We start from the raw sequence: 23,110 nt of genomic DNA, 5'->3' as shown, positions 1-23,110 counted from the left end.
CGTTGCCGGTACCCGGGCCTCCGGCATGGGTGGTTCGGGCGAAGGCGCTTTCGTCGCCGAGATCGTGCTTCTGCTGCTTGTCGGGCGCGGCCTGGGCGAAGTGCTGCAGCGTTATGGCCAGCCGGCAATCATGGGCCAACTGATCGGCGGCATCCTGCTCGGTCCTTCGCTGTTCGGCTGGCTGTGGCCGTCGGCCCAGCACCTGATCTTTCCCAGTGATCCTGCGCAAAAGGGCATGATCGACGCCGTCTCGCAGCTCGGCATCCTGATGCTGCTTTTGCTGACCGGCATGGAGACGGACCTGCGGCTGGTGCGCCGGGTTGGCGCGGCCTGTTTTTCCATTTCGGCTACCGGCGTCGTGGTGCCCTTCATCTTCGGTTTCGCGCTGGCGCAGTTCCTGCCGGACGCATTGCTGGCTGAGCCCACGCAGCGCACCGTCGCCGGGCTGTTCCTGGGCACGGCGCTGTCGATCTCGTCGGTCAAGGTCGTCGCCATGGTGGTGCGCGAGATGAACTTCATGCGCCGCAACCTCGGACAGGTGATTATTTCCTCGGCGATCATCGAGGACACGATCGGCTGGCTGGTCATCGCCGTAACCTTCGGCATCGCCACCAACGGCAGGCTGCAGCTCGTACCGCTGGTGACCACCATCGCCGCGGTGGCACTGTTCATGGTGTTCTCCTTCACCATTGGCCGCCGTCTTGTCTTCACCTTGATCCGCTGGACCAACGATCAATTCCGCAGCGAGTTTGCGGTGATCACCATGATCCTCATCATCATGGGAGCGATGGCGCTGATCACTAATCTGATAGGCGTCCATACCGTGCTGGGGGCGTTCGTCGCCGGCATCCTTGTCGGGGAATCGCCCATCCTCTCCAGCCATATCGAAGGCCAGCTGCGCGGCGTCATCACCGCGCTGTTCATGCCGATCTTCTTCGGCATGGCGGGGCTTTCCGCCGATCTCACGGTGCTCGCCGATCCAACCCTTGCCATGCTGACGGGCGCTCTCGTGGTCATCGCCAGCATCGGCAAGTTTGGCGGCGCCTTCATCGGCGCCAAGCTCGCCGCCATGTCGTTCAAGGAGGCAATCGCCGTCGGCAGTGCCATGAACGCACGCGGCTCCACCGAGGTGATCGTCGCCAGCATCGGCCTGTCGATGAACATCCTGTCGCACAATCTCTTCACCATGATCGTCACCATGGCCGTGATCACCACCTTGGCCATGCCGCCGATGCTGCGCTGGGCGCTCGGCCGGCTGCCGGTTGGGCACGACGAGCAGCAGCGTGTCGAGCGCGAGGCGTTGGACGAATACGGCTTCATTTCCAGGCTGGAGCGGCTGCTGGTGCTGGTCGACGACAGCAGGATCGGCAAGTTCACTGCATATCTCGCCGGACTGGTCGGCGGAGGCAGCGGCATGCCCACCACCTTGCTTCGCCTGCCCACCACCTTGCTTCAGCCGAAAGACGGCCGAGTTGACAGGCCGACCGACAGCAAGGGACAGGAGCGCGCCCTGCAGGAAATCAAGAAGGGCGCAAGAAAAAGCGCTCAGGCGGTGAAACGGATCGAAGATACGCTTGTCGACAAAGTCCACCTGACGGCCCGCACCGAATTGGAGGCCACGGGTGAGACGATCGCCGAAGAGGCCCGCAAGGGATACGGCCTGTTGCTGGTCGGCCTGGACAATGTGCTGACCGCCGATGGCGCCTTCGCGCCGGCCCTCAACGACATTGCCGCAGGATTTGACGGCCCGCTTTGCCTGGTCCTGAACGGCGGCAATGCTGGCGAAAAGATGCCGACGCTGAAGGCCGGCACCAGCATTCTCGTCCCCGTCAACGGTACCCAGGTGGCGCGTCGCGCCGCCGACCTGGCGCTGGCGCTGGCCCGTCCAAACCGGGCGCGGATCAAGGTTCTCTACGTCTCGCAAAAGGCAGCCAAGGACCGCAGGTCGATATCGGTGTCGCATAGCCGCGAAGAGGCCGTCCTGAAAGACATCGCTGATCTGGCGGGCCGCTACGGCCTGCATATCGACACAGCGTTCCATACCCGCGTTACACCCGACAAGGCGATCACCCGGGAGGCGGCCAAAGGAGCGGTGATCGTCGTGATGGGCGTCACCCAACGTCCGGGTGAGGACCTGTTCTTCGGTGAAACCGCCGGCGCTGTTTTAGCCGCCTGCAACTGCCCCGTCGTGCTTCTGGCCAGCGCGCGGCCCAAGCACGACGCCGCTGGCGCCGAGCTGGCAGCGTGAATTTCACGGCGCATTGATCCGTCGGCAGGAATGTCGATCGAGCCTCTGAAAGCGCTGATCCGCCAAACGTAAAGAACTCGAACCGAACGGTTCGGTTCCGTTGACTGAGAGTACAGGAAAGGGTGAACGCCGGCTCAAAGAATGTTCGCGCGGCAAATCACCACTGACCGCATAACTAGCTAGTTGAAAAGAAGAAAGAACATTGTGGCGCATGGAGCTGCATGTCGATTTTCAAGCGGCCAATTTGGCGCACCGGCACAAAATTTTCGTGATTGGAAACGACAGACTTGCCGACCCATCTCGGGGTGGTCCGAGCGACGCGAATTCCTCCCGAGGCACGCCACTTGACGGACAGACCAAAGAACTACCGGAGTACCGAAATGACCAAGCTCGCTCTTACCGCCGCCGCCATCCTCGTTGCCACCGGCACTGCTTTTGCCGGCAGCGACCATTATGGCTCGGACAACGTCAACCAGCCGGCCGCTGCTGCTGCCAACGTCGACAACACCTTCACCGGTTCGATCCGCAAGCCAGTTACTTCCGAGCATACCGGTGCCAAGATAACCTCCGAGTCGGTGGCGCCTGAATCCGGCCAAGGCATCTGGGGCCGCTGATTATCACGGCCCGCAACACAAAGAGCAGCGGGCTTGGCCCGCTACTCTTGCTGTCGCGTATCAACGGGCGTGTGCGCCGAATAGCATCCTGCGCCAATCGAATACTTTGATTTGCAGGTTTCATCTGTAGCCACAATCTCGGTTGCTGAAATCGTCCAGCAACGTGCACATCGGAAAAAGCCGGGTGCGTATTCGTCGGCGCGGACAGCGCTCTCATCTCGAATGCGTCGAAAGCAACGACAACTCACGAATGACCAGTACATTGGAGTACCTGAAATGACCAAGACTGCTCTTACCGTCGCCACCATCGTCCTCGTCGCCACGGGCAGCGCCTTTGCAGGCAGCGATCACTATGGCTCGGACGGCGTCAACCAGCCGGCCGCGCCTGTTGGCAACGCGCCTGTCGGCACCGTCGACAGCGGGTTTACCGGTTCCATCCGCAAGCCGCTGACGGCCGAGCACAACGCCGTCGACACCGAGGCGACGACCTGGTTTGGCACGGATCAGCCCGTAGTGCCCCAATCTGGCCGGGGCAATTGGGGCCGTTAGTTCCTTAACCGGGAGCACAAAGAGCGGCGGGCCTGGCCCGCCGCTCTTGTTTGGGCAAAGCCCGGTCGGTCGAAAGGGTCGGCGATCCCCGGGCCTAGCGAAGATCCTTCGGCCAAATGCAGTGCGTCAGCCGGGCGCTGCCGAAGGTGAGACCGGCCCAATCGCCATCGACGTCGAACCGAGCCAGGGCCGCGGTCGGGAATTTTTCCGCCAGTTTTTTCAGCGCCGCTTCATCAGATCCAGCCCCGGCAAGACCGCGCGCGAACTCCTCCAACCCGGGATTGTGGCCAAGCACCAGCAGCGTTCCGGTCCCCGCCTTCACTTGCCGCACCTTGGCGAGGATGTCCGCCGCTGCTGCCTCGTAAAGCGCCTGGGCAAATTTGGCCTGCACCTTCGCCGGCAATTCCGCCGAGACCAGCCGCCACGTGTCGCGGGTGCGCAGCGCCGGCGACACCAGCGCCAACTCCGGCAGCCAGCCGCGCCGGGCCAGTTCGCGGCCGACCAGCGGCGCTGCCTTCAGCCCGCGCGCGGACAGCGGCCGTTCGAAGTCGATGAGGTTGGGATCGTCCCAACTCGACTTGGCGTGACGCAGGAGCAGCAGTTGCTTCATGGATTCAAAATAAGGCCGAAGCGTCGCGTGCGCCATGCACGACGCGGACGATCTCGACGCGCTGTTCGGCCAGGCGATAAAGCACGAGATAGTTGCCGATCGTCAACGCCCGCACCTCGGCAGCGATGTCGGGCCTCTTGGGACCGGATTCCGGGAATGTGCCCAATTGCACGATGCGCTCGGCAATAGCATCCAAAAAGCGGTCCGCGGCAAGCGGGTTGTCCCTTGCAATGCCAAACCAAATATCGATCAGGTCGTCTCCTGCCGCCGGGCTGTGGACAATGCGGATGTCAGCCATTCCGCCGGTTTTTGCTGGTGTTGCCCAACCGGCTGCGGGCTTTCTGTTTTATGTCCTCGATGTCGAACGGCGCAAACGGACCGCTCTCCAGCCCTTCCGTCCAGGCTTTCCGCAACCGCTCCGCTTCGGCCTCGCGCAAGGGCTGGCGAAGCCGCCATTCGCGCAGTGCCTCGCGGATCACTTCACTTGCCGAACCGTACTGCCCGCTGGCCACCGCGCCTTTGACCATGTCCAGCAGTTCCGGGGAAAGCGCTACGCTGACTTTTTCGACTGTCGCCATCAAGCCGTCTCCTCACGAAAACGGTAGCAAAATTTGCTACCAAATTCAAGAACTGACTCTTACGGCGTTATCCGCGCCAGGTGCTCGAGATCGGTCTCTTCGCGCATCGGGTCGGGCGCGATCACCACCGACGTGGCGTTGTCGGCATCGTCGGCGAAGCGCGAAAACACCGTGCGGCCGCCTTCCATCCGCGCCTTGCCTTCGGCGACCAGCCCCAGCGCCAGCGGATAGAGCTGGTGCTCGGCCTTGAGCACGCGCGCGGCCAGCGTGTCCTCATTGTCGCCGACCATCACCGGCACGGCGGCCTGGGCGATGATCGGCCCGTCATCCATGTCGAGCGTGACGAAATGCACCGTGCAGCCATGGATGCGCATGCCCGCGCGCAACGCCCGCGCATGCGTATCCAGCCCCTTGAAGGCAGGCAGCAGGGCAGGGTGGATATTGATCATGCGGCCCTGCCACTTGTCCACGAAGCGCGCGCCGAGGATGCGCATATAGCCGGCCAGCGCGACGATCTCGGCGCCGAACGATAAGAGGGCCGCATCGATCGCCTCGTCATGCGCTTGCTTGCTGGCATAGTCGGAGCGCGAAATCACTCTGGTGGCGATGCCGCGCGCCGCGGCGATGCCAAGGCCGGCGGCATTGGCGCGGTCGGAGATGACGCCGACGATCTCGGCCGGATAGGCCGGGTTGCTCGCCGCCGCAACCAGCGCCGTCATGTTGGAGCCGCGCCCCGAGATCAGTACGACCGTCCGTTTCCTGGTCATAGGCCAATCGAGCCCCGATAGATGACGCCGGCATCGCGGCGCGGCACGATCTGGCCGATCGGCGTCACCGTCTCGCCGGCCTCCTGCAGAACGGCAGCGACCTGCGCCGCCTGGCCGGAGGCGACGACCAGGATCATGCCGATGCCGCAATTGAAGGTCCGCATCATCTCTTCCGGCGCGACGCCGCCGGTCTTGGCCAGCCATGAGAACACCGGCGGTACCTCGATGGCGCCGAGATCGAGCTCGGCCGAAAAATCCTTGGGCAGAACGCGCGGGATATTTTCGGGAAAGCCGCCGCCGGTGATATGGGCCAGCGCCTTGATGCCATGCGTGTTGCGGATCGCCTTGAGGATCGACTTGACGTAGATGCGCGTCGGCTCGAGCAGCGCCTCGGCCAGCGTCGCCTCGTCATTGAACGGCGCCGGATCGCCCCAGCCAAGGCCGCTTACCGCGACGATGCGGCGGACCAGCGAAAAGCCGTTCGAATGCAGGCCCGAGGAGGCAAGGCCGAGCAGCACGTCGCCTTCGACGATGTCGTCGGTCGGCAGCAGCTGGCCGCGTTCGGCGGCACCGACGGCAAAGCCGGCAAGGTCATAATCCTTGTCGTGATACATGCCGGGCATTTCCGCCGTCTCGCCGCCGATCAGCGCGCAACCGGCCTGCCGGCAGCCCTCGGCGATGCCGCCGACGATCGAAGCACCCTGGTCGGGATCGAGCTTGCCGGTGGCGAAATAGTCGAGGAAGAACAGCGGCTCGGCGCCCTGCACGACGATGTCGTTGACGCACATGGCGACCAGGTCGATGCCAATCGTGTCATGCTTGCCGGCGTCGATGGCGATCTTCAGCTTGGTGCCGACGCCGTCATTGGCGGCGACCAGCACCGGATCGGTGAAGCCGGCTGCCTTGAGGTCGAACAGGCCGCCGAAGCCGCCGATCTCGCCATCGGCGCCCGGCCGGCGGGTGGCGCGCACCAGCGGCTTGATCTTCTCGACCATGAGGTTGCCGGCATCGATGTCGACGCCCGCTTCGGCATAGGTGAGCCCGTTCTTGCGCTTGCTCATTTCCGGCGCCTGCTCATCTGTTGCGCTTGCCTGTCGCTGTTTTCACTCGCGTGCGGGCTCTTCGCATGAACGGTTTTGCCCCGCAAGGCAAGCGCGCGATTAATGGTGTTTTCAGTTGGATGCCGCGGGAACCGGGCGTGATACACTCCAACAGTAAAAAGAAATCCCTGCCAGAATTGCGGCGAGGCCACCGACGGTGGCAAGAGACCTGATCTCACCGTCGAAGGGCTGAGTTCCATACGAGAAGCCGGCGGCGAGCAAAGCCGCCGCGGCAGCCCACAGACCTGGATTTACAACGACTGATCTTGAGAAAACGAACGCGACGACAGCGGCGGTCAGCCAGAGGGGCCAAGAGACGACCACGCCCACGGCCAGCTCAAGAGCGAAGGCCCACAGGAGATCTTGCGTCGCCACCTTGCGGTGCGGGGCTCCGAAAAATGCGAAGACCAAAAGACTTTCTGTCAGTCCGGCCAGATAACAAAGCGTTACTCGCCAAGCGATTGTGATTCTCTGCGCCATCGTCATTCAGCAGTGGGGAAATAGGCTGTCGCTTCACGGGCTCTTCGCATGAACGGCCGCACCTCGCAAGGATGACGGCGGGATCAGACGGTCTTGGCTCGACAAAGGAGTGGACAGTCGCCCAAGCTGCCCCCCTTATGGACGCCTCTCTCGTTCCGCCAGAACCATGTCGACGCGGTCGAGTTGTGCCTTGGCGTAGCCGCTCAGCGCTATTCCGCCATTGTTCGTTCGAATCCAGTGCACAGCCTGCTTTACCCGCTCGTAGTGCCCAAGTTCGATTTCGCAGGCAATCAGCGCGAGGAATTCGAACTGCGAAGGGCTGTGTGAATTCGTAAGGTTTGTCGAGCAACTCGCTATGTCCGGCGACGTAACTGGCGAGGTCCGGGTTCTGAGCGCTGATCCGTCGCGCCAGCTCGACATATTTCCCCAGCAACCTGTCTATGCTCGTCTGGTCAAGGTGCTCGAAGTAACGAGCATAAGCTTTCAGCTCATTGTTAAATATCGTTTCAGGATGAAACTGCGACAGTCCGGGCCAGATCCATTTTTTGCCGTACAGCCTTTCAAGCAACGGCCTGACGGTAAGAAAGTCCAGGTAAACGAGCATGTTCAAATGAACATCGCCATAGCTTGCAGTAAAGGCCTCTTCGAGAATCAGGCTGATATCGTCGCCCCGGTCGACTTCGAAGACGCCTTTCCGGATGCGGCGAAAGCCATGTCCCGTCATGAATGTATCGAGATACTTACGCGCTTCGCCAACGGCCAAAGACAAGGTTCCACTCCCTCTCTGTTGCGCATCGTGCCTTGCTAGCGGCCTATTAGTCCATCCACAGCGCGCCTTGTTTCCTAACGGCCAAAGGATAGCGCGCTTCGGGCTCGCTTCCATTTGGTTAGTTCAACGCTGGCTATTCTTCACGCACCTCTGCGTTGATTGCAAATTGCGCGGCGAAAGCCCGGATATAAGCCGGCCGAGCTTCCCCGCGCGCTACATAGGCAGCCAAGTTTTGATATTCGTCCAAAATGCCTGACATTCTTAGTCGCAGCAGCACCGATACCATCAATAAATCGCCTGCGCTGAACGTATCATCGAGCCAGTCGGCGACGCCCAAGTGGGCCGAGAGTTTGTCCAGCCGAGCGCGAACACGGTCCTTTACCAACGGCAAGCGCTCCTCGCTCCAAGGCTTGTCACGTTCGAATATTCTTGCCGTCGTTAATTCGAGGATCGGCGGCTCGACGGTGTTAAGTGCGGCAAACATCCACGTGATCGCACGCGCGCGGGCATTGCGATCCTTCGGCAGCAATCCCGCATGCTGCTCAGCAAGGTGAAAGACGATCGAGCCGGTTTCGAACAGCGAGAGAGAACCTTCCTCATAGGTGGGGATCTGGCCGAAGGGATGGATGGCCAGATGGCCAGGCGCCTTCATCTCTGCGAAGGAAACAAGACGAACCTCATACGGCTGCCCCACTTCTTCGAGCGCCCAGCGAACGCGCGTTTCGCGCGCCAGTCCCTTGCCGCCATCGGGCGATCGTTCAAATGCTGTGATAGTGATTGTCATCGCGTCCGTTTCCTTGCTGGGCAAATTTCCTCGGCTTCCTATCGTGAGACGAATGAGCCTCCCCGAAATCGACATCGGTCTTGACCTATTTCATTGCTGGCGCCCTCGTGGGGAGATTGGCAGCTTCTGTGTCGCTTCTCACTTGCCGTAACCCTCCATCTCCATCATGTATCGACAAACAAGAGCGACGGGATATGCGTTTGACCATCCCCAACATGATCACGATCATGCGCTTCGTGCTGGTGCCGGCCGTGGTGCTGGCCATGCTGCAGGAACGCTGGGACTGGGCCTTTGCCGGCTTCCTCATTGCCGGCATTTCCGACGGCGTCGACGGCTTCATCGCCCGTCATTTCAACCAGTTTTCCAGGCTCGGCGCCTATCTCGATCCGATGGCCGACAAGCTGCTGCTGGTCTCGGTTTTCGTGGTCCTGGGCTTCAGCGGCGAACTGCCGCTGTGGCTGGTCGTTACCATGGTGTCGCGCGACGCACTGATCGTCTGCGCCGTGCTTTTATCCACCGTCATGGCGCATCCGGTCGAGATGAAGCCGCTCCTGGTGTCGAAGGCCAACACCGCGATCCAGATCGTGCTGGCGGCAGTGGTGTTGGGCGAACTCGCCTTCGACATCCGTCTCGATCCGCTGAGGCCGGCCCTCATATTGCTGTCCGGGGTCTTGACCGTGGCTTCGGCCGCGGCCTATCTCGTGGCTTGGCTGAGGCATATGAGCGGCTATGGCGAAGGCTCCACACCCGGCACCTGAACACGGGGCACCTGACCACCGGGCACCTGACGAACGGTCCATCGACGCCGAGGCTGAAGCCGCGGCAGCGGAGGCTGCGGCATCGGCGTCGTTTCGCCGGCAGATCCGTTTCTGGCTGGTCAGCGCCATCATCCTCGCCGTCTTCCTTTATGTCTTCAGCGGCATCCTTCTGCCCTTCGTCGCCGGCATGGTGCTCGCTTATTTCCTCGACCCTGTCGCCGACCGGCTGGAGCGGCTCGGCCTGTCCAGGCTGATGGCGACGGTGGTCATCCTCATCGCCTTTATCGTCGTCCTGGTGCTGGCCGTCGTCATCCTGGTTCCGGTACTTGCCTCGCAGATGGCTGATTTCGCCAGCAAGCTGCCGGACTATCTGACCCGGCTGCAGAGCCTTATCACCAGCTTCGACCCGAAATGGCTGGAAGAGAAATTCGGCGTCGACGCCAACGGCCTGCGCGAAGGCCTGAACTCGCTGCTGACCTCCGGCTTCGGCCTCCTGACCACCGTCTTCACCTCGATCTGGAGCTCCGGTGTGGCGCTGGTCTCGGTGGTCAGCCTGTTCGTCGTGACGCCGGTCGTCGCCTTCTACATGCTGCTCGACTGGGACCGCATGGTGGCAATCGTCGACAGCTGGGTGCCGCGCGACTATGTCAAGACCGTCAGGACGATCGCCAGGGACATCAACACGGCGACCGCCGGCTTCGTGCGCGGCCAGGGCACGCTGTGCCTGGTGCTCGGCGCCATGTATGCCACCGGCCTGACACTGACGGGCCTAAATTTCGGCATCCTCATCGGTCTGTTCGCCGGGCTGATCTCCTTCATCCCCTATGTCGGCTCGCTGACCGGCCTGGTGCTGGCCGTCGGCGTCGCCTTCGTCCAGTTCTGGCCGGACTGGACCATGATCGCAGCGGTGGCCGGTGTGTTCTTCGTCGGCCAGTTCATCGAGGGCAACATCCTGCAGCCAAGGCTGGTCGGCAAAAGCGTTGGCCTGCATCCGGTATGGCTGATGTTTGCGCTGTTTGCCTTCGGCGCGCTGTTCGGCTTCGTCGGCCTGCTGATTGCCGTGCCGGCTTCCGCCGCCGTTGCCGTTCTGGTGCGTTTCGCCATCGCCCGCTATCTCGAATCGCCGCTCTACAAGGGCCATGCCGACGAGCCGGTGCCGCCGCTGCAGGTGCGGCGCCGCGGGGGCGCGCGCGGTTGAGCCAGATGCCGGACAAGATCGATCCGCCGCGTCAATTGCCGCTCGATCTAGGCCACGGCACCGGCTATTCGCGCGACGAGCTCGTCGTCTCCAGCACCAACAGCCAGGCGGCGGCGCTTGTCGACCGCTGGCCGGACTGGCCGTCGCCGGTCGTTGTGCTGGCCGGGCCGGCCGGCTCGGGGAAAACCCATCTGGCCTCGATCTGGCGGACCCGCGCCGACGCGGTGAAAGTGGAGGCCGGCCGCATCGGCGACTGCATCGAAAACCTCGGTCCGCATCCGGCCCTGATCGACGATATCGACGCCGAACCGATCGATGAGCACGGCCTTTTCCACCTAATCAACGCGGTGCGCGGCGCCGGCTCGAGCTTGCTGTTGACGGCGCGGCGCTTCCCGTCCGCCTGGGGCGTCAGGCTGCCCGACCTGGCGTCGCGGCTGAAGGCGGCGGCGACCGTCGAGATCCACGAACCCGACGATCTTCTGCTGGCCGGCGTCATCACAAAGCTGTTCACCGACCGCCAGGTCGAGGTCGAGCCGCATGTCGTGCAATATCTGGTGCGCCGCATCGAACGCTCGCTGGCCACCGCCATGCGCGTGGTCGAGCGGCTCGACCGCACCGCGCTCGAGCGCAAGACGCCGATCACCCGCGCCCTGGCAGCCGAGACCGTCAGCGCCATGGACGAAGGGCAGGGCGAGTTCGAGATATAGCGGGATGATCTCGTTTGGCGGGTGTGCTAATCAAGTCGATCTTTTTGACAGTAGGTATTGGAATGAGCCCGATCGTCAGACGAATCGCACTGATATGGTTTGTCTCATCGCTGTTCTGGTCGGCGATCGTGGTCAAAGAGATGTTCGATTACGCGGACTTGATGCTCAGGGCTTACGGCGAGGAGCCTGCTCATATCACCTGGCTCAGGCAAGCCTTTTCGGAGTTTTGGCCAGCTATTCCCTGGGGCTCGGCCGTGATCCTGGTCGTGGAAGTCGGAGGCGCATTACTGCTGATTTCAGGAATTCGACTGATCCGGCACATCAGGCAAAAAGCCTCGGCGTGAACATCAGGGAGCTCACTTCCGTCTGTGTCCCATTTCGAGAAAAAAGACTGGCACCTGTCTTGCAACAAAGAGCTTGCCGGCTAATCCCGGTCCTGATTGCGTATCAAATCAGGTTGTAGGCTCGCCGGGAGATGGGGCGGTTGGGGTTCTCTTCCCGGCGAGCTTGCCATATGCGGCGATCCGACCAGTCGCCTTGAAGTGAGATTTTCTCGCCAGCTGATAGCGCTATTCTCAACGCTGTCGGTCTTGCCTGGAAATGATGTCGGCGACGTATTTTGATCGAGAGCCGTCCCATCCGCAGGCCGTGCATCGGCCGCTTTCGAAATGATGTTCGCAGTTTGGATATCCATAGAGCAGAGATGCGCATTCGGCACATAGACTGGCCATTGCGCTGCTGCCGGAAAAATACGTGCTGCCGCACTCATCGCAGGTCGCGATTGGTCGGTCCGTCATTGCTCTAGCCTCGGTACCGTTTCAGACCGATCGTCTCCCCCAAGCACCGCTCGTTCCACGCCAAACCGCCGGCGATAGTCGCCGGGCACCAGGCCGGTTATCCTGGCGAATACCTTGCGGAACGAGCCGGGATCGTCATAGCCGACCTCCCAGGCGATCTGGTCGATCGCTCGCATCGTGGTTTCCAGCATCTCGCGCGCCTTGCCGACCCGCAGGTGCTGACAATATTCGGTCGGCTTGAGGCCGGTGGCGCTGCGGAAGCGCCGCAGAAAAGTCCGCTCCTCCAGCCCGGTGTGATCGGCCATGGCGCCAAGCGTCACATCGCGCGCGCCGTTCGCCTGCAGCCAGTGCTGCACCTTGAGAATCGCTTCATCGCCATGGGTCAGTCGCGGCGCAAACGGACTGTAAAAACGTTGCTCGCGGCCCGGCGGGTCGACCAGCATGAAACGCGCCGTGTCCATCATCACGGTTGACCCGAGCACCCTGTCCACGAGCTTGAGGCCGAGGTCGGTCCAGGCCATGTAGCCGCCGGCGGTGATGATATCGGCATCGTCGATGACCAGCCTGTCGGCGTCGAGCAGGATGTCTGGAAAGCGCAGCGCCAGCGCGTCGCGATAAGCCCAGTGCGTCGTCGCCGCACGGCCGGACAACAGGCCGGTTTCGGCAAGCACGAAAGCGCCGGCACAGACCGAACCGAGCGTCGCGCCTGCCGTGTGGCGATCCCTGAGCCAGCCGGCATAGGGCGCGGCTGCTTCCCGAGCGATCGGATCTCCCAAGGTCGGCGGGAGGATAACCATGGCTGGTTCATTGTCGGCGCCGGGGTCGCTGTCGAAGGTGCGGACTACGGTGTGGCCCGCGTCCTCCAATTGCCAATGACTGACGCGAAGCCTCGCCGCCTCGGGCGACCGCTCGACAGCCAGCCGGTTTGCCAGCATGAAAAGATCGGTCAGGCCGAGCACGGCCGCTTCCTGCACGCCGGGATACAAGACAAGGCCGATTTCGATCAGATCACGCGCAGCCGTCATTTGTCAGTTTTGCCACGTTGAATGTCCGTTTTGCCAATGCTCACCCTGGCCGCGCTGTTATAATTTGTCCAGCTGAAGGGGCTAAAAGCTTCCCTGTTACCCCCCGACTTTTCCATCAAGGAGTAGGACGATGAGCACATTCACCACCCATGACGGCACCGAGATTTTCTACAAGGACTGGGGCAAGGGCCAGCCGATCGTGTTCCATCACGGCTGGCCGCTGAGCTCAGACGACTGGGACAACCAGATGCTGTTCTTCCTCGAAAAGGGCTACCGCGTCATCGCCCATGACCGCCGCGGCCACGGCCGCTCGTCGCAGACCGCGACTGGCAATGAGATGGACACCTACGCCGCCGACGTTGCGGCGCTGGCGGCGCATCTCGATCTCAGGGATGCGATCCACATCGGCCATTCGACCGGTGGCGGCGAGGTGGCCCGTTACGTCGCGCTTTATGGCGGTGGCGGCCGCGTTGCCAAGGCGGTGCTGATCGGCGCCGTGCCGCCGATCATGGTCAAGACCGACAGCAATCCGGGTGGCCTGCCGATCGAGGTCTTCGACGGCTTTCGCGCCGCTTTGGTCGCGAACCGCGCCCAGTTCTACAGGGATGTGCCGGCCGGCCCGTTCTATGGCTTCAACCGCGAGGGCGCCAAGGTCTCGCCAGGCGCCGTCGACAACTGGTGGCGCCAGGGCATGATGGGCGGCGCCAAGGCCCATTACGACTGCATCAAGGCGTTCTCGGAGACCGATTTCACCGACGACCTCAAGAAGATCGAGGTTCCCGTCCTGATCATGCATGGCGACGACGACCAGATCGTGCCGATCGCCGATTCCGCGCTGCTTGCGGCCAAGCTGGTGAAGCATGGCACGCTCAAGGTCTACAAGGGCCTGCCGCACGGCATGTGCACCACGCATCCGGAGATCATCAATCCGGATCTGCTGGCCTTCATCCAGGGCTGACGGCTTGCATGTCGGACGGGCAGCGCGGGCTCGTGCTGTCCGTCCGTCGCTTAAACATGACCGGCGACGGGAGACATGCTCGAGCGTGATCCGCTTGCCCTGCCGACGAGATTTGCTTGATGAATGGTCGGAGTGGAGAGATTCGAACTCCCGACCCTCTGGTCCCAAACCAGATGCGCTACCAGGCTGCGCTACACTCCGAACGGTCTGTTGCCTAGTGATTTCAGCCCGCCAAAGCAAGCGTAAAAAGCCATCGGCCTTGCTGCCGGCGGCATTGCGCAGTAATGACGGGCTAGTGCATGGCCAGAGAACAGTAATCTGGTCTCGGGGTCGTGTGCTTGCAACAAGCAATGAGGTGGTCATGTCAGCCCGCATTTTCAGCCCAGCCAAAACCGCGATGCAGTCCGGCAAGGCCAAGACCGGCTATTGGGTGCTGGAATTCGATCCGGAGCAGCGCAAGAAGATCGATCCGCTGATGGGCTACACCACGTCCGGCGACATGCGCAGCCAGATCAGGCTGACCTTCGACACAAGAGAAGAGGCGGTCGCCTATGCCGAGAAGGAAGGGCTGGCTTTTCGGGTCGAGGAGCCGAAGGAAATCAAGCGCCGCCAGATTTCCTATGCGGAGAATTTCCGCTATGACCGCAGGACGCCCTGGACGCATTGATCCTATGCCGGCCCTGCCGGCACAATCCGCCGGTCATGCGGCCGGCCAGCGGTCCCGTAGCTCAGCTGGATAGAGCACCGGCCTTCTAAGCCGATGGTCACAGGTTCGAATCCTGTCGGGATCGCCAATATCTTCAGGTCCATTCCGGACAGGTTCACTCGCCAGTCGCACAGGATTTTCCAACACATGACAGCGATGGGCGCGGCGGCATTGCTGATCCTGGTCCTGACCTATGCCGGCGTCGCAATCGGCAGGATACCCGGACTGCGCCTCGACCGGGCAGGGATCGCGCTGCTCGGCGGTGCGGCGATGATCGCCATCGGCGCGCTCGACATGGAGGACGCCTACCGCGCCATCAGCTTCGACACCATCACGCTTCTGCTCGGCATGATGATCGTCGTGGCGCATCTGAAAGTGTCGGGCGCCTTTCGCGCGCTCGGCGGCTTCGCCATCGAGCATGCGCATGCGCCGTTCATGCTGCTGGTGATGGTGACGCTGTTGACCGGCGTCCTGTCGGCGTTCCTGGTCAACGACGCCATCTGCCTGGTCATGGCGCCGATCGTCGTCCATGTCACCCGCGTCATCAACCGCAACCCGGTTCCCTATCTGATCGCCACCGCCACGGCCTCGAATTGCGGCAGCGTCGCCACCATCACCGGCAATCCGCAGAACATGGTCATCGGCGCGCTGTCGGGGATTTCCTATCCGGCCTTCTCGGCGGCGCTGGCGCCGGTCGCGGCGTTCGGCCTCGTCGCCGTCATCGGCATCATCCGCATCGTCTACCGCGCTGAATTTTCGCGCAAGGCCGAGCTCAGCCCCGAAGTCTATCGCGGCCGCATGCTGCCGGGGCAGGTGGTGAAGGCGGTGGTCGTCTGTGTCGGTTTGGCGGTCGCCTTCTTTGCCGGCGTTCCCGTTGCCAAGGCTGCGCTGATCGGCGGCGCCATTCTTCTTTTGACCCGCGCCATCAAACCTGAGCGCATCTATCGCGAGATCGATGGGCCGCTGCTGTTCATGTTCGCCGGGCTGTTCATCGTCGTCGCCGGAGCGGAGAAGACGCTGCTGACGCCCGACATCGTCGCCTCGGCAAAGGACCTCGGGCTGAATGATGTCTGGCGGCTGTCCGGCTTCACCGCAGTGCTATCCAACATCATGAGCAATGTCCCGGCCGTGCTGGCGCTGAAGCCGTTCGTGCCCGGACTGGAAAACCCCGAGCGGGCCTGGCTGGTCGTCGCCATGAGCTCGACGCTGGCCGGCAATTTCACGCTGCTCGGCTCGGTCGCCAATCTGATCGTTGCCGAGCACGCGCGGGTCTCCGGCAAACCGCTGGGCTTCATCGCCTTCTTCAAGGTCGGCCTGCCGTTGACGCTGGTCACGCTTCTTGTTGGGACGGCATGGCTGGCGGCCTAAAAGCGCGTCGCATTCGACCAGCCTCATGCGGCGCGCTTTAGGCTCTTGTTTATGCATGCCGTTATCGCAAAACCGCTGCACACTTTTGCGCGGCATGCATCAGCCAGTCAGGGCGACGTCACCGTCAGATGGCCTTTCATGTTGGGATGGAAGCGGCAGAAATAATCGACCGATTCCGCCTTCTTCACCGTCAGGCTCGCTGCCTTCTTCGGCGGGATCATCACTTCCCAGGCGCCGTTGACGGTTGCCGTGTGGGCGAACACGTCCTTGTTCACCCACCTGATCGTGTCGCCGACCTTCGCCTCGATCTTTGCCGGCGAAAACACAAGCTTCTCGATCGTCACCTCAATGGTGTCGGCCTTGGCCGGCGCGGCACCCATGGCCAGTGCCAGCGCAACCCACAGATGCCGCCTCGACATCATCGGCCCAATCCTCACTTCAGCATGCCGGCGACGTGTTCGGCGTGCTGTTCGTGGCCCTGGAATATTTTCAGGCCGGTTTCCAGCAGGCTTTTCAGCTCGGCATTGCTGGCCGACGGAATCAACAGTGTTTCGAGCGCGCCATTGACCTGCTTGTGATAGGCCACCTCGCTGGTGACATAGGCCTTGTCGAACGCCGCACCCTTGAGCTTGGCAAGCTTGGCACGTTCCTCGGCCGCTGCCTTGGTCAGCGCTTTGCTGGTCGGATTATCCTCAGGCGTGACCTTGAGCTTCTTGACCAGGTCGAGAGCCTGTTTGTTGACCGCCTCATGATCTCGCACCATGTCCTTGGCGAAATCCACGACCTCTTTGTTTTTCGATTTCTTCAGCGCCTGCTTGGCCGCCTCGACGTCAAGCACGCCCGCTGTGTAGGCGATATGTGCGATCTGCGGATCGGTCGGCTTGTCGGCAGCTTGCGACAAGGGCGCTGCGCTAAGCAGGAAAAATGCGGCCAGTGCCGCGGTCGGTCGAATAAACATGATGCTCTCCTTCGCCCCGACGCGGAACTGCATCGGGCTTCGTTTTCAGTGATGCTCATTGGATGCAGGTCGCCGCCAAACGTTCCCGCGAAAATCGGCGCGGCCTATCCGGAAAGACCAAGCCGCTGCATCACGGCATTGGTCAGCCGTTCGCAGCGCCGGCCCGCGAAGGGAAAGGCGTCGAGCAGCACCGGGCCGATCTGGTCGTCCAGCGCCTTGCGCACCAGCGCGCGGGCGCGGTGCAGCCGGGTCTTGATGGTTTCTGGTCGCACGCCAAGCAGTTCGGCGGTTTCCTCGATGCTCAATCCCTCGATGACGCGCGCCACGAATACCATCCGGTAGACATCGGGAAGACTGTCGGTTGCCCGTTCGACAAGCTCAAGGATCTGCCGTTGCGCCATCGTCCGCTCCGGATCGTCGCTCGGGTTGAGGGGAAACCGGATGATTTCGGCTTGCGGGTTTTCAGGCATCGCTACCATTCGCCGCCTTTTGCGCAAGCGGCCGAGCGCTTCGTTGATGACGATACGCGATAGCCACGTGGCGAGCGAGGCATCGCCGCGAAAGGCCTCGAGATGGGCAAAGGCGCTGACATAGGCCTCCTGGACGATGTCCTCGGCCTCGCTGTCGTTACGCACGACGCCTCGGGCGATGCGGTAGAGCCTTTGGTTGTGCGTCTTGATGATGGTGCGGAATGCATCGCCATCACGTGCCAGCGCGCGGCCGACAAGCTGCATGTCACCGGAAGCGGCGGGCGTTGCCGTCAACGCAGCAGGCATGGCCGATCTCCTGATAGGCTTCTCATCGGACATTGGATGAATCGGCCGACAAAAGGTTCCCGACCAATCCGCTGGCCGGCCTCGATCCGTTTCAAGCGCCGGCAGAGGCTATTCTAACGCCTCCACCACACCGGCGTCTCTATTTTGTAGACGCCGTGTCATCGGCTGATCGGTCGCCATGACATCGCTCAGGATCGCAATTTTTCCAGGCTGTTACGCCGATTTCCTGACTCAGTCTGGAAAGGTGCTGGCTCAGGCCTCAGCGGCCGCCGCCAGCCCGCGCGCCAGGTCGGCCTTCAAATCCCCGACATCCTCAAGCCCGATCTGCAGGCGCACCAGCGGCCCGTCATACGGGCCCTTGGCGATGGTGCGGTCGCCAAGGAATACCGGCACGGCAAGGCTCTCATAGCCGCCCCAGGAATAGCCGAGGCCGAAAAACTTCAACGCGTCGAGGAAGGCGTGCTGCTGCTTTTGTCCACCGCCCGCAAGAACGATCGAGAAGATGCCGCTCGATCCGCAAAAGTCGCGCTTCCAAAGATCATGGTCGGGATGGCTGGGCAGCGCCGGATACAGCACCTGCGCCACGCCCGGCTGGCCCTCCAGCCAGCCGGCGAGGGCAAGCGCGCTCTTTTGATGGTGCTCCAGCCGCACGCCCATGGTGCGCAGGCCGCGCAGCACCTGGTAGACGTCGTCCGGCCCCGCGCAGCAGCCCATCGTGTTGAACGTCTCGCAAAGCTGCTTCCAGCAGTCCGCATTGGCCGACACGGTGCCGAGCAGCACGTCGGAATGGCCGGCCGGGTATTTCGTCGCCGCGTGGATCGAGATGTCGACGCCGTGGTCGAGCGGGCGAAAGTAGAGCGGCGTCGCCCAGGTGTTGTCCATCATGACGATGGCGCCGACGGCGTGTGCTGCCTTGGCGATGGCCGGTATGTCCTGCACCTCGAAGGTGTTGGAGGCCGGCGATTCGGTGAGTACCACCTTGGTGTTGGGCCTGAGCAGCGCCGCAATGCCGGCGCCGATGCGGGGCTCGTAATATTCGACCTCGATGCCCAGCCGCTTCAGCATCGTGTCGGCGAAATTGCGGGTCGGATGATACACGGAATCGACGATCAGCAGATGATCGCCGGCCGACAGGAAGGCGAGCAGCGGCAGCACCACGGCCGCCAGGCCGGACGGCACCGCGACCGTGCCGGCGGAGCCTTCCAGCGCATCGATGGCGCTGGTCAGCGCATCGGTGGTCGGGGTGCCGCGCGTGCCGTAGGTGTATTTCTGGCTGCGCGCCGCCATTGTCGCGGCATTGGGATAGAGCACGGTCGAGGCATGCACGACCGGCGGATTGACGAAGCCGAAATAGTCATGCGGGTTGTTGCCGGAATGGGCGAGCCGCGTGTTGATGCCCATCTCGCTGCCGTCTTTTGCCATTGCTTTTTATCCCATGAGTAAGTCGTTAGCCATAGTGCGGCGGCATTGGCCGCGCAACCGCACCGCACTCGCCAGGCCAAGGTCTTGAATATGCCAATTCAGCAATGCGCCGTAGATCCTCTGGACGGCTGCCAGGTGCGCTTGGCAAGTCACGGTCCGACTTTGCCGGCTTTATTGGCGCGCTGACCAATTTGCGAGCGCGTTTGTCTGCAATTTCAGGCATTTCAGGCGGTTGGTTTTCAAAGTCTTTCGGATTTGGTCATTTCCCTTGACCTCACAGGAATAATCGCCTTCGATGTTGTTCGTGAATGGGAGGCAGCGCGTCGGTTACGATGCGGGATTCCGGTAATGGGCCGGGATACATAGCTGCGTTCACACGGGAAAAAGTCAGGTTCGCCTGGAAAAAACAGAAAAGGGTCTGTGGGTCATGAAACACATTGCAATCGGCGTTTTGGGCGCCGCCGCGTTTGGATTCGCGGCTTCGGCGGCTTCGGCGGCCACGCTCGACGATGTCAAGGCGAAGGGCTTCATCCAATGCGGCGTCTCGACCGGTCTGGCCGGCTTCTCGGCGCCGGACGACAAGGGTGAGTGGCAAGGCATCGACGCGGACTTCTGTCGCGCTGTGGCGGCCGCCGTGTTCGGCGATGGCACCAAGGTGAAGTTTACGCCGCTCAGCGCCAAGGAGCGGTTTACCGCTCTGCAGTCGGGCGAGATCGACATCCTGTCGCGCAACACCACCTGGACCATCAATCGCGACACCGCACTCGGCCTGAACTTCATCGGCACGACTTATTATGACGGCCAGGGCTTCATGATCAACGCCAAGAAGCTACCGGGCGTGAATTCGGCGCTGCAACTTTCGGGCGCGGCGGTCTGCGTGCAGAGCGGCACCACGACCGAGCTCAACCTTGCCGACTATTTCAAGTCGAACAAGATGGAGTACAATCCTGTCGTCTTCGAAAAGCTGGAAGAGGTTAACGCCGCCTATGACGCCGGCCGCTGCGACGTATACACCACCGACCAATCGGGCCTCTATGGCATCCGCCTGACGCTCGGTGCGCCGGCCGACCACGTCGTGTTGCCCGAGATCATCTCCAAGGAACCGCTTGGGCCGGCTGTACGCCAGGGCGACGACCAATGGTACCACATCGTCAAGTGGACCTATTTCGCGTTGCTCGACGCCGAGGAACTCGGCATCACCAAGGCCAATGTCGACGAGATGAAGAACTCGGACAGTCCCGAGATCAAGCGCGTGCTCGGCCAGGAAGCCGACACCAAGATCGGCACCGATCTCGGCGTCTCTAACGACTGGGTCGTCAACATCGTCAAGGCCGTCGGCAATTACGGCGAGATGTTCGAGCGCAATGTCGGCTCGGGCAGCCCGCTGAAGATCGCGCGCGGCATCAACGCGCTGTGGACCAAGGGTGGTCTGCAATACGCTCCGCCGATCCGCTGATCGAAAATGGATCCGGAAGGCAGATCGTCTGCCTTCCGGTCTCTCTTTCCAGGGGACTGTCGAATGGCATCGCAGGAAGTTCTTCGCGAGGAGCCAAGCCGCGGTTCCTTCATCAATGATCCTCGTGTCCGCGGTATATTCTTTCAAGCGTTGGTCCTCGTCCTGCTGGTAGCGGGGGTCTGGTGGGTTACCCACAACGTCATCGTCAATCTGACGCGCTTGCACATCGCTTCCGGCTTCGGCTTTCTCAAGGGCCGCGCCGGCTTCGACATCAGCGAAAGCGCCATCGCTTATTCGTCGGATTCGACTTATTTCCGAGCCATCCTGGTCGGCTTCATCAACACCGTGATCGTGGCCGTCGTCGGCATTATCACCGCCACCATCATCGGTTTCATCGTCGGCATCGGCCGACTGTCGCGCAACTGGCTGATCAGGAAGATCTGCACGGTCTATGTCGAGGTCTTCCGCAACATCCCGCCGCTGCTGGTCATCTTCTTCTGGTATTCCGGCGTACTCGCCGTGCTGCCGCCACCGCGCGAGAGCATCAATTTGCCGTTCGGCTCCTTTCTCAACCAGCGCGGCTTTTATTTTCCGCGCGCTGTCTGGGGCGAGGGCTCCTGGCTGATCCTGGTCGCCCTGCTCCTCGGCATTGCCATGGCCTGGTTCGTCGCCCGCAAGGCGCGGCAGCGGCAGATGGCGACGGGTCAGCCGTTCCCGGTGCTCTGGACATCCATAGCGTTGATCGTCGGCCTGCCGCTGCTGGCCTACGCGCTGAGCGGCTTTCCTCTGAGCTTCGAATTCCCGAAACAATCGACTTTCAACCTGGTCGGTGGCTTTCAGGTCAGACCGGAGTTCCTGTCACTCTATCTGGCGTTGTCCTGCTATACGGCCGCCTTCATCGCCGAGATCGTGCGCGCCGGCATCAGGGGCGTCAGCACGGGCCAGACCGAGGCGGCCGCGGCACTCGGGCTGCGCTCGGGATCGATCCTCAGGCTTGTCGTCGTGCCGCAGGCGATGCGCATCGTTATTCCGCCGCTGACCAGCCAGTATCTGAACCTGACCAAGAACTCTTCGCTCGCCATCGCCATCGGCTATCCGGACCTGACGGCGACTGCCGGCACTGTCTTGAACCAGACCGGGCAGGCGGTCGAAGGCGTGGTGATCATGATGGCTGTCTATCTCGCGCTCAGCCTGATCACGTCGGCGATCATGAACGTCGTCAATGCCAGGATGGCGCTGGTGGAGAGGTAGGGCCATGCAGGAACACGACATGTCCTGGGTGCGGACGGAGATGACGCTGGCGCAGCCGGCGCCGTCGAGCGAGCGTGGCCTCACCGCCTGGATCCGCAAGAACCTGATTGCCACCACGGGCGACACCATCTTGACCATCGTCGGCATCGCGCTGGTTGCCATGATCCTGCCGCAGATCGTCAATTGGGCTTTCATCAACGCCCAGTGGACGGGACCGGACCGCACGGTCTGCGCCACCGTGGCGCAGGGCGGCATCCAGTCGGACGGCTGGACCGGCGCCTGCTGGGCTTTCGTCAACGCCAAGTTCGGCCAGTTCATGTTCGGCACCTATCCTGTCGAGGAGCGTTGGCGGCCGATCGTGGTGGCCATCCTGTTCGTGGCACTGCTGGTGCCTTTGCTCATACCGCGCGTACCGCGCAAAGGGCTGAACGCCATTCTTCTCTTCCTGGCGCTGCCGGTCGTCGCCTTCGTTCTGCTGGTCGGCGGCATGTTCGGCCTGCCGCATGTCGAGACGTCGCGTTGGGGTGGGCTGCTGGTGACGCTCAGCCTGTCCTTCGTCGGCATTGCCGTGTCGCTGCCGATCGGCATCGTGCTGGCGCTCGGCCGGCGCTCGAACATGCCGATCGTCAAGCTGCTGTGCGTGATCTTCATCGAGACGGTACGCGGCATCCCGCTGATTACGGTGCTGTTCTTTGCCAGCGTGATGCTGCCGCTGTTCCTGCCGGCCGGCGTCAGCTTCGACAAGTTCCTGCGCGCGCTGATCGGCGTGTCGCTGTTTGCCGCCGCCTACATGGCCGAAGTGGTGCGTGGCGGCCTGCAGGCGATCCCCAAAGGCCAGTATGAGGGCGCCGATTCGCTCGGCCTCAGTTACTGGCAGAAGATGGGCCTGGTCGTCATGCCGCAGGCGCTGAAGCTGGTCATTCCCGGCATCGTCAACACCTTCATCGGCATGTTCAAGGACACCAGCCTGGTCATCGTCATCTCGATGTTCGACCTCCTCGGCATCGTCAAGCAGAACTTCTCCGACGCCAATTGGGCGACGCCGCAGACGGCCAGATCCGGCCTGGTGTTCGCGGCCTTCATCTTCTGGCTGTTCTGCTTCGGCATGTCGCGCTATTCAATGTACACGGAACGCCGTCTCGACACCGGCCACAAACGCTAAAAAAGGGGACCTTGTCATGGCCATAGAAAACGCCGTCAGCGCGGAAGAGATCAAGGTCAATGCCGCCAA

General features: G+C 62.2%; 26 protein-coding genes and 2 tRNA genes. 15 read left to right on the top strand and 13 right to left on the bottom strand.

The features are described 5' to 3' along the window. Nucleotides 1–25: 25 nt before the first annotated feature. From NKJ20_RS23530 to NKJ20_RS23520, 3 genes are all read left to right on the top strand, one after another. A complete protein-coding gene (locus NKJ20_RS23530; RefSeq protein WP_502894990.1) occupies nt 26–2,248 on the top strand; it encodes a cation:proton antiporter domain-containing protein in 2,223 nt (740 codons plus the stop codon). 380 nt (nt 2,249–2,628) lie between these two features. After that, complete coding sequence (locus NKJ20_RS23525; protein WP_352747338.1) at nt 2,629–2,862, top strand: DUF680 domain-containing protein; 234 nt, start codon at nt 2,629–2,631, stop codon at nt 2,860–2,862. A gap of 276 nt (nt 2,863–3,138) precedes the next feature. Beyond that, nucleotides 3,139–3,411: a DUF680 domain-containing protein gene (locus tag NKJ20_RS23520; protein ID WP_352616713.1), complete on the top strand. Its 273-nt coding sequence runs from the start codon at nt 3,139–3,141 to the stop codon at nt 3,409–3,411. A gap of 94 nt (nt 3,412–3,505) precedes the next feature. On the opposite strand, the gene NKJ20_RS23515 is transcribed toward NKJ20_RS23520, so the two are convergent. The 6 genes from NKJ20_RS23515 to NKJ20_RS23490 form a co-directional block, all read right to left on the bottom strand. Beyond that, nucleotides 3,506–4,021, bottom strand: a complete 516-nt coding sequence (locus tag NKJ20_RS23515; RefSeq protein WP_352747336.1) for a SixA phosphatase family protein — start codon at nt 4,019–4,021, stop codon at nt 3,506–3,508. 4 nt (nt 4,022–4,025) lie between these two features. Further along, nucleotides 4,026–4,319, bottom strand: a complete 294-nt coding sequence (locus tag NKJ20_RS23510) for a type II toxin-antitoxin system RelE/ParE family toxin (protein ID WP_352747333.1) — start codon at nt 4,317–4,319, stop codon at nt 4,026–4,028. Then, complete coding sequence (locus NKJ20_RS23505; RefSeq protein WP_352457662.1) at nt 4,312–4,599, bottom strand: type II toxin-antitoxin system ParD family antitoxin; 288 nt, start codon at nt 4,597–4,599, stop codon at nt 4,312–4,314. Before NKJ20_RS23505 ends, NKJ20_RS23510 begins: the two co-directional genes overlap by 8 nt. A gap of 59 nt (nt 4,600–4,658) precedes the next feature. Next, nucleotides 4,659–5,366 (bottom strand): phosphoribosylglycinamide formyltransferase, encoded by a 708-nt coding sequence (gene purN / locus NKJ20_RS23500; protein WP_352747331.1) that lies wholly within the window; start codon nt 5,364–5,366, stop codon nt 4,659–4,661. Continuing rightward, on the bottom strand, nt 5,363–6,427 hold the full coding sequence (purM, locus tag NKJ20_RS23495) for a phosphoribosylformylglycinamidine cyclo-ligase (protein ID WP_023677649.1): 1,065 nt from the start codon (nt 6,425–6,427) through the stop codon (nt 5,363–5,365). The genes purN and purM overlap by 4 nt, the downstream gene beginning before the upstream one ends. Nucleotides 6,428–6,538: 111 nt before the next feature. Next, nucleotides 6,539–6,946 (bottom strand): hypothetical protein, encoded by a 408-nt coding sequence (locus tag NKJ20_RS23490; RefSeq protein ID WP_352747328.1) that lies wholly within the window; start codon nt 6,944–6,946, stop codon nt 6,539–6,541. 355 nt (nt 6,947–7,301) lie between these two features. Between NKJ20_RS23490 and NKJ20_RS23485 the strand changes: the two genes are divergently transcribed. After that, complete coding sequence (locus NKJ20_RS23485) at nt 7,302–7,754, top strand: hypothetical protein (protein ID WP_352743408.1); 453 nt, start codon at nt 7,302–7,304, stop codon at nt 7,752–7,754. Between the two features lie 94 nt (nt 7,755–7,848). On the opposite strand, the gene NKJ20_RS23480 is transcribed toward NKJ20_RS23485, so the two are convergent. Beyond that, complete coding sequence (locus NKJ20_RS23480) at nt 7,849–8,499, bottom strand: glutathione S-transferase family protein (RefSeq protein WP_352747325.1); 651 nt, start codon at nt 8,497–8,499, stop codon at nt 7,849–7,851. Nucleotides 8,500–8,699: 200 nt separating this feature from the next. Between NKJ20_RS23480 and NKJ20_RS23475 the strand changes: the two genes are divergently transcribed. The 4 genes from NKJ20_RS23475 (at nt 8,700) to NKJ20_RS23460 (ending at nt 11,506) form a co-directional block, all read left to right on the top strand. Next, entirely contained in the window at nt 8,700–9,257 is a 558-nt protein-coding gene (locus tag NKJ20_RS23475) for a CDP-alcohol phosphatidyltransferase family protein (RefSeq protein WP_023677645.1), read from the top strand. Continuing rightward, the gene (locus tag NKJ20_RS23470; protein WP_352747324.1) at nt 9,229–10,455 is read left to right on the top strand and encodes an AI-2E family transporter; all 1,227 of its coding nucleotides are present in this window, start codon (nt 9,229–9,231) and stop codon (nt 10,453–10,455) included. Before NKJ20_RS23475 ends, NKJ20_RS23470 begins: the two co-directional genes overlap by 29 nt. Before the next feature lie 5 nt (nt 10,456–10,460). Further along, nucleotides 10,461–11,162 (top strand): DnaA regulatory inactivator HdaA, encoded by a 702-nt coding sequence (gene hdaA / locus NKJ20_RS23465; protein WP_352747321.1) that lies wholly within the window; start codon nt 10,461–10,463, stop codon nt 11,160–11,162. Nucleotides 11,163–11,224: 62 nt separating this feature from the next. After that, nucleotides 11,225–11,506, top strand: a complete 282-nt coding sequence (locus tag NKJ20_RS23460; protein WP_352747319.1) for a hypothetical protein — start codon at nt 11,225–11,227, stop codon at nt 11,504–11,506. 449 nt (nt 11,507–11,955) lie between these two features. On the opposite strand, the gene NKJ20_RS23455 is transcribed toward NKJ20_RS23460, so the two are convergent. Continuing rightward, entirely contained in the window at nt 11,956–12,984 is a 1,029-nt protein-coding gene (locus tag NKJ20_RS23455) for a GlxA family transcriptional regulator (RefSeq protein ID WP_352747316.1), read from the bottom strand. A 130-nt stretch (nt 12,985–13,114) separates the two neighbouring features. Between NKJ20_RS23455 and NKJ20_RS23450 the strand changes: the two genes are divergently transcribed. Beyond that, a complete protein-coding gene (locus tag NKJ20_RS23450) occupies nt 13,115–13,942 on the top strand; it encodes an alpha/beta fold hydrolase (RefSeq protein WP_352747313.1) in 828 nt (275 codons plus the stop codon). 124 nt (nt 13,943–14,066) lie between these two features. Here the strand turns inward: NKJ20_RS23450 and NKJ20_RS23445 are convergent. Beyond that, nucleotides 14,067–14,143, bottom strand: a tRNA-Pro gene (locus NKJ20_RS23445). A gap of 160 nt (nt 14,144–14,303) precedes the next feature. On the opposite strand from NKJ20_RS23445, the gene NKJ20_RS23440 reads away from it, so the two are divergent. The 3 genes from NKJ20_RS23440 (at nt 14,304) to NKJ20_RS23430 (ending at nt 16,016) form a co-directional block, all read left to right on the top strand. Then, nucleotides 14,304–14,609 (top strand): ETC complex I subunit, encoded by a 306-nt coding sequence (locus tag NKJ20_RS23440; RefSeq protein WP_023677641.1) that lies wholly within the window; start codon nt 14,304–14,306, stop codon nt 14,607–14,609. A gap of 50 nt (nt 14,610–14,659) precedes the next feature. Beyond that, nucleotides 14,660–14,736: transfer RNA gene (locus NKJ20_RS23435), tRNA-Arg, on the top strand. A 59-nt stretch (nt 14,737–14,795) separates the two neighbouring features. Continuing rightward, nucleotides 14,796–16,016: an anion transporter gene (locus tag NKJ20_RS23430; RefSeq protein WP_352747310.1), complete on the top strand. Its 1,221-nt coding sequence runs from the start codon at nt 14,796–14,798 to the stop codon at nt 16,014–16,016. Between the two features lie 107 nt (nt 16,017–16,123). Here NKJ20_RS23430 and NKJ20_RS23425 read toward each other — a convergent pair whose 3' ends face one another. The 4 genes from NKJ20_RS23425 to NKJ20_RS23410 form a co-directional block, all read right to left on the bottom strand. Then, nucleotides 16,124–16,435 (bottom strand): cupredoxin domain-containing protein, encoded by a 312-nt coding sequence (locus NKJ20_RS23425; RefSeq protein WP_352747391.1) that lies wholly within the window; start codon nt 16,433–16,435, stop codon nt 16,124–16,126. A gap of 14 nt (nt 16,436–16,449) precedes the next feature. Beyond that, the gene (locus NKJ20_RS23420; RefSeq protein ID WP_352747308.1) at nt 16,450–16,974 is read right to left on the bottom strand and encodes a DUF4142 domain-containing protein; all 525 of its coding nucleotides are present in this window, start codon (nt 16,972–16,974) and stop codon (nt 16,450–16,452) included. A gap of 104 nt (nt 16,975–17,078) precedes the next feature. Continuing rightward, a complete protein-coding gene (locus NKJ20_RS23415; RefSeq protein ID WP_023677637.1) occupies nt 17,079–17,750 on the bottom strand; it encodes an RNA polymerase sigma factor in 672 nt (223 codons plus the stop codon). 252 nt (nt 17,751–18,002) lie between these two features. Further along, nucleotides 18,003–19,172, bottom strand: coding sequence for a cystathionine beta-lyase (locus tag NKJ20_RS23410; protein ID WP_352743417.1), 1,170 nt, complete (start codon nt 19,170–19,172; stop codon nt 18,003–18,005). A gap of 427 nt (nt 19,173–19,599) precedes the next feature. Between NKJ20_RS23410 and NKJ20_RS23405 the strand changes: the two genes are divergently transcribed. The 3 genes from NKJ20_RS23405 (at nt 19,600) to NKJ20_RS23395 (ending at nt 23,041) form a co-directional block, all read left to right on the top strand. Further along, the gene (locus NKJ20_RS23405) at nt 19,600–20,628 is read left to right on the top strand and encodes an amino acid ABC transporter substrate-binding protein (RefSeq protein WP_254820740.1); all 1,029 of its coding nucleotides are present in this window, start codon (nt 19,600–19,602) and stop codon (nt 20,626–20,628) included. A 63-nt stretch (nt 20,629–20,691) separates the two neighbouring features. After that, nucleotides 20,692–21,879: an amino acid ABC transporter permease gene (locus NKJ20_RS23400; RefSeq protein WP_352452783.1), complete on the top strand. Its 1,188-nt coding sequence runs from the start codon at nt 20,692–20,694 to the stop codon at nt 21,877–21,879. Nucleotides 21,880–21,883: 4 nt separating this feature from the next. Continuing rightward, complete coding sequence (locus tag NKJ20_RS23395) at nt 21,884–23,041, top strand: amino acid ABC transporter permease (RefSeq protein ID WP_352452782.1); 1,158 nt, start codon at nt 21,884–21,886, stop codon at nt 23,039–23,041. The last annotated feature ends 69 nt before the right edge of the window (nt 23,042–23,110 follow it).

The sequence above is a fragment of the Mesorhizobium sp. M0185 genome (assembly GCF_040322175.1).
In the GTDB taxonomy this organism is placed as follows: domain Bacteria; phylum Pseudomonadota; class Alphaproteobacteria; order Rhizobiales; family Rhizobiaceae; genus Mesorhizobium.
Note: the sequence above shows the minus strand (reverse complement) of the source record. Positions and strands in the feature narration are given on the sequence as shown.